The 4,974-nt window shown below is 61.0% G+C and carries 5 protein-coding genes; 3 read left to right on the top strand and 2 right to left on the bottom strand.

The window, feature by feature from the left end:
- Positions 1 to 69: 69 nt before the first annotated feature.
- Together antC and AACV02_RS04500 are read left to right on the top strand one after the other, a co-directional pair.
- On the top strand, positions 70 to 1,077 hold the full coding sequence (antC, locus tag AACV02_RS04505) for an anthranilate 1,2-dioxygenase electron transfer component AntC (RefSeq protein WP_119736676.1): 1,008 nt from the start codon (positions 70 to 72) through the stop codon (positions 1,075 to 1,077).
- Between the two features lie 72 nt (positions 1,078 to 1,149).
- Positions 1,150 to 2,553 carry an amino acid permease gene (locus tag AACV02_RS04500; RefSeq protein ID WP_119736674.1) on the top strand — a complete coding sequence of 468 codons (1,404 nt, stop codon included), beginning with the start codon at positions 1,150 to 1,152 and terminating at the stop codon, positions 2,551 to 2,553.
- A gap of 142 nt (positions 2,554 to 2,695) precedes the next feature.
- Here AACV02_RS04500 and kynA read toward each other — a convergent pair whose 3' ends face one another.
- Together kynA and kynB are read right to left on the bottom strand one after the other, a co-directional pair.
- Entirely contained in the window at positions 2,696 to 3,553 is an 858-nt protein-coding gene (gene kynA, locus AACV02_RS04495) for a tryptophan 2,3-dioxygenase (protein ID WP_106578177.1), read from the bottom strand.
- Positions 3,550 to 4,200 (bottom strand): arylformamidase, encoded by a 651-nt coding sequence (kynB, locus tag AACV02_RS04490; RefSeq protein WP_119736672.1) that lies wholly within the window; start codon positions 4,198 to 4,200, stop codon positions 3,550 to 3,552. Before kynB ends, kynA begins: the two co-directional genes overlap by 4 nt.
- Before the next feature lie 386 nt (positions 4,201 to 4,586).
- Between kynB and AACV02_RS04485 the strand changes: the two genes are divergently transcribed.
- Positions 4,587 to 4,931: a cupin domain-containing protein gene (locus AACV02_RS04485; protein ID WP_010566207.1), complete on the top strand. Its 345-nt coding sequence runs from the start codon at positions 4,587 to 4,589 to the stop codon at positions 4,929 to 4,931.
- Positions 4,932 to 4,974: the final 43 nt, after the last annotated feature.

The raw sequence follows: 4,974 nt of genomic DNA, 5'->3' as shown, positions 1-4,974 counted from the left end.
GCCACAACAGGCCGCTCGCCACAAAAGCTCACTCGTCAGCCTTCAAATCAGATACGCGGAGTTATGCGGATGAATCACAAAGTGGCCTTCAGTTTTGCCGACGGCAAGACCCTGTTTTTCCCGGTGGGCGCCAATGAAATCCTGCTGGACGCGGCCCTGCGCAACGGCATCAAGATCCCGCTGGATTGCCGCGAAGGCGTGTGCGGCACCTGCCAGGGCCGTTGCGAGTCGGGCGACTACAGCCAGGATTATGTCGACGAGGAAGCGCTCTCCAGCCTCGACCTGCAACAACGCAAGATGCTCAGTTGCCAGACGCGGGTGAAGTCCGACGCGGCGTTCTACTTCGATTTTGATTCGAGCCTGTGCAACGCGCCGGGGCCGGTGCAAGTGCGCGGTACGGTAAGCGAAGTGCAGCACGTCTCGAGCAGCACGGCGATTTTGCAGGTGCAGTTGGAGGCGCCGCTGGACTTCCTGCCCGGCCAGTACGCTCGCCTGTCGGTGCCCGGCACCGACAGCTGGCGCTCGTACTCCTTCGCCAACCGACCGGGTAACCTGCTGCAGTTTCTGGTGCGCCTGCTGCCCGATGGCGTCATGAGCAACTACCTGCGCGAGCGCTGCCAGGTCGGTGATGAAGTGCTGATGGAAGCCCCGTTGGGCGCGTTTTACCTGCGGCATGTCACCCAACCGCTGGTGCTGGTGGCCGGCGGCACCGGGTTGTCGGCGTTGCTGGGCATGCTCGATGAGCTGGCGGCCAACGGTTGCGAGCAGCCGGTGCACCTGTACTACGGCGTACGGGGCGCCGAGGACTTGTGCGAAGCAGCACGCATTGAAGCCTACGCGTCGAAAATACCGAGTTTTCGCTACACCCAAGTGCTGAGTGACCCATCGCCCGAGTGGCCCGGCAAGCGCGGTTACCTCACCGAGCATTTCGACCTGGCCGAATTGCGGGACCAATCGGCGGATATGTACGTGTGCGGCCCCCCTCCGATGGTCGAATCCATCCAACAATGGCTGCTGGATCAGGCACTTGTTGGCGTTCAGCTGTATTACGAAAAGTTTACGCAGAGTAATATCTGACCCCTCAGTACTTTTGAGGGGCGGGTGCGGCGTGCAATCAACCCTGAGAAAAACAAGTAGAAGGGAATGTTAATGGCGGATGACATGGTTAACCCGGTAGGCCTCAAGCGTGGCCTGAAGAACCGGCATATTCAGCTGATTGCCTTGGGAGGGGCGATTGGCACGGGGTTGTTCCTCGGCTCGGCCGGGGTACTCAAATCGGCGGGCCCGTCGATGATCCTGGGGTACGCGATTGCCGGTTTCATCGCGTTCCTGATCATGCGCCAGCTCGGCGAGATGATCGTCGAAGAGCCGGTGGCCGGCTCCTTCAGCCACTTCGCCCACAAATACTGGGGCGGCTACGCAGGCTTTCTGGCGGGCTGGAACTACTGGGTGCTCTACGTGCTGGTGGGCATGGCCGAACTGACCGCCGTGGGCAAGTACATCCAGTTCTGGTGGCCGGAAATTCCGACCTGGGTCAGCGCGCTGGTGTTCTTTGTGGCGGTCAACCTGATCAACACGCTGAACGTGAAGTTCTTCGGTGAAGCCGAATTCTGGTTCGCGATCATCAAGGTAGTCGCGATTGTCGGCATGATCGTGCTCGGCTGCTACCTGCTGTTCAGCGGCACCGGCGGCCCGCAAGCCGCGGTGAGCAACCTGTGGAGCCACGGCGGGTTCTTCCCCAATGGCGGCATGGGGCTGCTGATGTCGATGGCCTTTATCATGTTCTCGTTTGGTGGCCTGGAGCTGGTGGGCATCACCGCTGCCGAGGCCAGCGAGCCGCGCAAGGTGATCCCCAAAGCCATCAACCAGGTGGTCTACCGGATTCTGATTTTCTACGTCGGCGCACTGACCGTATTGCTGTCGCTGTACCCGTGGGACCAACTGCTGCAAACCCTCGGCGCGTCGGGCGATCCCTACAGCGGCAGCCCGTTTGTGCAGATCTTCTCGCTGATCGGTAACGACACCGCCGCGCACATCCTCAACTTCGTGGTGCTGACCGCGGCGCTGTCGGTGTACAACAGCGGCGTGTACTGCAACAGCCGCATGCTGTTTGGCCTGGCCGAGCAAGGCGATGCGCCCAAAGCGCTGATGAAGCTGAACAAGCAAGGCGTGCCGCTGCGCGCCCTGGCGATTTCGGCACTGGTGACGATGCTGTGCGTGGTGGTCAACTACGTCGCGCCCAAGAGCGCCCTGGAGTTGTTGTTCGCACTGGTGGTTGCCTCGCTGATGATCAACTGGGCGCTGATCAGCATCACTCACATCAAGTTCCGCAAGGCCATGGGCGAGCAAGGCGTGACGCCGTCGTTCAAGACCTTCTGGTTCCCGTTCAGCAACTACCTGTGCCTGGCGTTCATGGCGATGATTGTCAGCGTGATGCTGGCGATCAATGGCATTCGTGAGTCGGTGTATGCGATGCCGGTTTGGGTGGGGATTATCTACATGGCCTACCGGATGCGGGTCAAAAAGGGTAGCGCTGTAGTGAATGCACAGTGATCCCTGTGGGAGCCGGGCTTACCCGCGATGGCGGTGGGTCAGACACCGGATGCGGTGGCTGACACGCTGCCATCGGGGGCAAGCCCCCTCCCACATTTGATTGGATTGCTCATGAAAAAGCCCCGGGATTCCGGGGCTTTTTTTATAGCGTGGAACGCACTCGCCACAACTCGGGGAACAGCACCGTGTCGAGCATCTTGCGCAAATACCCCACGCCCTCGGTGCCGCCCGTACCAGGTTGAAAGCCGATGATCCGCTCAACCGTGGTCACATGCCTGAAGCGCCACTGGCGGAACGAATCCTCCAGGTCGATAAACTTCTCGGCCAACTGATACAAATCCCAATACCGGTTCGGGTCGCGATACACCTCGCGCCAGGCCGCTTCCACCGACTCATCGTGAACCGTGGCCGCTGTCGGGTCGCGCTCGGCGCGTTTGGGGTCAATCGCCAACCCGGCTTTCGCCATCAGGTTGACCGCCTCGTCATACAGCGACGGCGTGGCAATCGCCACTTTCAACTCGTTCAACAACTGCGGCCGGTGCGCGTGAGGCCGCAACAGCGCCGCGCTTTTATTGCCGAGGATAAATTCGATCTCACGGTACTGGAACGACTGAAACCCCGACGACTGCCCCAGGAACGGGCGAATGGCCTTGTATTCCGACGGCGTCATGGTCGCCAGCACCGCCCAGGCGTGCACCAGTTGATCGAAGATCCGCGACACCCGCGCCAGCATCTTGAACGCCGGCGGCAGCTCGCCCAGGCGCACGTGTTCGCGGGCAGCCTTGAGTTCGTGGAGCATCAGTTTCATCCACAGCTCGGACGTCTGGTGCTGGATGATAAAGAGCATTTCGTTGTGGTCGGGCGACAGCGGGTGCTGGGCGCTCAGGACCTTGCCCAGGTCCAGGTAGTCGCCGTAGCTCATGGACTCGGAAAAATTCAGCTCGGCGTTATGCCATTCTTCCGGGGGCTGGTAATCAGGTGAGAAGGGGCATTGGCTCATCGCGTGGGCTCCTTGAGCGGGCGGAGGATGGCGCGGACCGGGCTCGCGTCCAGGTTGGCAAAGCGCAGCGGCAGCGCGATCAATTCATAGTCGCCCTCCGGCACGTCATCAAGCACGATGCCTTCGAGAATCGCCATGCCATGGCGGGCCACGGCATTGTGCGAATCCATGGTCTTGGACTGTTGCGGGTCCAGGGACGGCGTGTCGATACCGATCAGGCGCACGCCCAGGCTGGCGAGCAGCTCGATGGTTTGCGGCGCAATGGCGGTGAAGTTCGAATCCCATTCGGTCAGGGGCACTTGTGGATAAGTGCGCAGCAACACGCGCTCGGGCAAGTTATCCACACGGCCTTCCAACCGATGCGGCTGCACCAGCGCGCCACTGCCCAGGCAATGCAACACCCGGCACGGGCCCATGTACACGTCCAGCGACACTTCGCCGATCGGCGCGCCGTCAGCGCTGTAATGCAGCGGGGCATCTACATGCGCGCCGGTGTGCGGCGAGAACGTTACGCGGCCCACATTCACCGGGCACTCGGGGCCGAACTGCCACACGCGCTCTTCCTGAAACGGCGTATCGCCCGGCCAGGTCGGGGTCGCCGTGCTCAAGGGCGGGCTGATATCCCACCACGTTTTTATTGGGTTCATTTCAAGGCTCTCACTCGTTCTGGGGTGAATGATACGAGGGCCGGCCGTGCATTTTCTTGCTAATTCCAGCGCCAGGCGAGAATTCTTTCGCAGTTACTGCGAGGAAATGCCAGATTGGCGCCCGAATATTTTGTCTGACCAAAGCCGCTCAAACACTGGAGATCCAATGTGGGAGCGGGGTTGCTCGCGAAGGCGGTGTGCCAGTCAAGACATGTGCGGGCTGACCCACCGCTTTCGCGAGCAAGCCCGCTCCCACAGGCACTGCATGGGTGTCAGAGCAATCGCATTCGCCTGCGCTTCTGGGCATCCCGATGTCGAGTTCAGACCACTGACCCGATCGCCGACGCTATAGGGTTCCACTCTCGTCCCCCTGCCTCGGAGCCACCATGTCCAAGCCCATCACCGTACTGCGCGACACCCACCCACTGCCGGTCCTGGATGCCTGCAAATGGGAAAAACTCGAAGGCGACCCGCACACCGTCAACCTCAACGCCTACACCAGCGAAGACGGCAGCAAGATCATGGGCACCTGGATCTGCACACCGGGCAAGTGGTACGTGGAATACGTGAAGTGGGAGTACTGCCATTTCCAGGAAGGCTATTGCGTGATCACCCCGGAAGGCCTGGAGCCGATCCACCTGCGGGCTGGGGATATCTTTGTGGTGGAGCCGGGAATGAAGGGCACGTGGGAAGTGGTCGAGACGGTGCGTAAGTATTTTGTGTTTGCCTGAGCACCTAACTCGGACTACTTCTTGTGGCGAGCGGGCTTGCCCC

It is taken from the genome of Pseudomonas sp. Larv2_ips (genome assembly GCF_963879675.1).
Taxonomy (GTDB): domain Bacteria; phylum Pseudomonadota; class Gammaproteobacteria; order Pseudomonadales; family Pseudomonadaceae; genus Aquipseudomonas.
Note: the sequence above shows the minus strand (reverse complement) of the source record. Positions and strands in the feature narration are given on the sequence as shown.

Excerpts from the sequence above, each read along its gene's own strand:
- antC (WP_119736676.1), top strand. The coding sequence starts at position 70 with ATGAATCACAAAGTGGCCTTCAGTTTTGCCGACGGCAAGACCCTGTTT.
- AACV02_RS04500 (WP_119736674.1), top strand. The coding sequence starts at position 1,150 with ATGGCGGATGACATGGTTAACCCGGTAGGCCTCAAGCGTGGCCTGAAG.
- kynB (WP_119736672.1), bottom strand. The coding sequence starts at position 4,200 with ATGAACCCAATAAAAACGTGGTGGGATATCAGCCCGCCCTTGAGCACG.
- AACV02_RS04485 (WP_010566207.1), top strand. The coding sequence starts at position 4,587 with ATGTCCAAGCCCATCACCGTACTGCGCGACACCCACCCACTGCCGGTC.
- kynA (WP_106578177.1), bottom strand. The coding sequence starts at position 3,553 with ATGAGCCAATGCCCCTTCTCACCTGATTACCAGCCCCCGGAAGAATGG.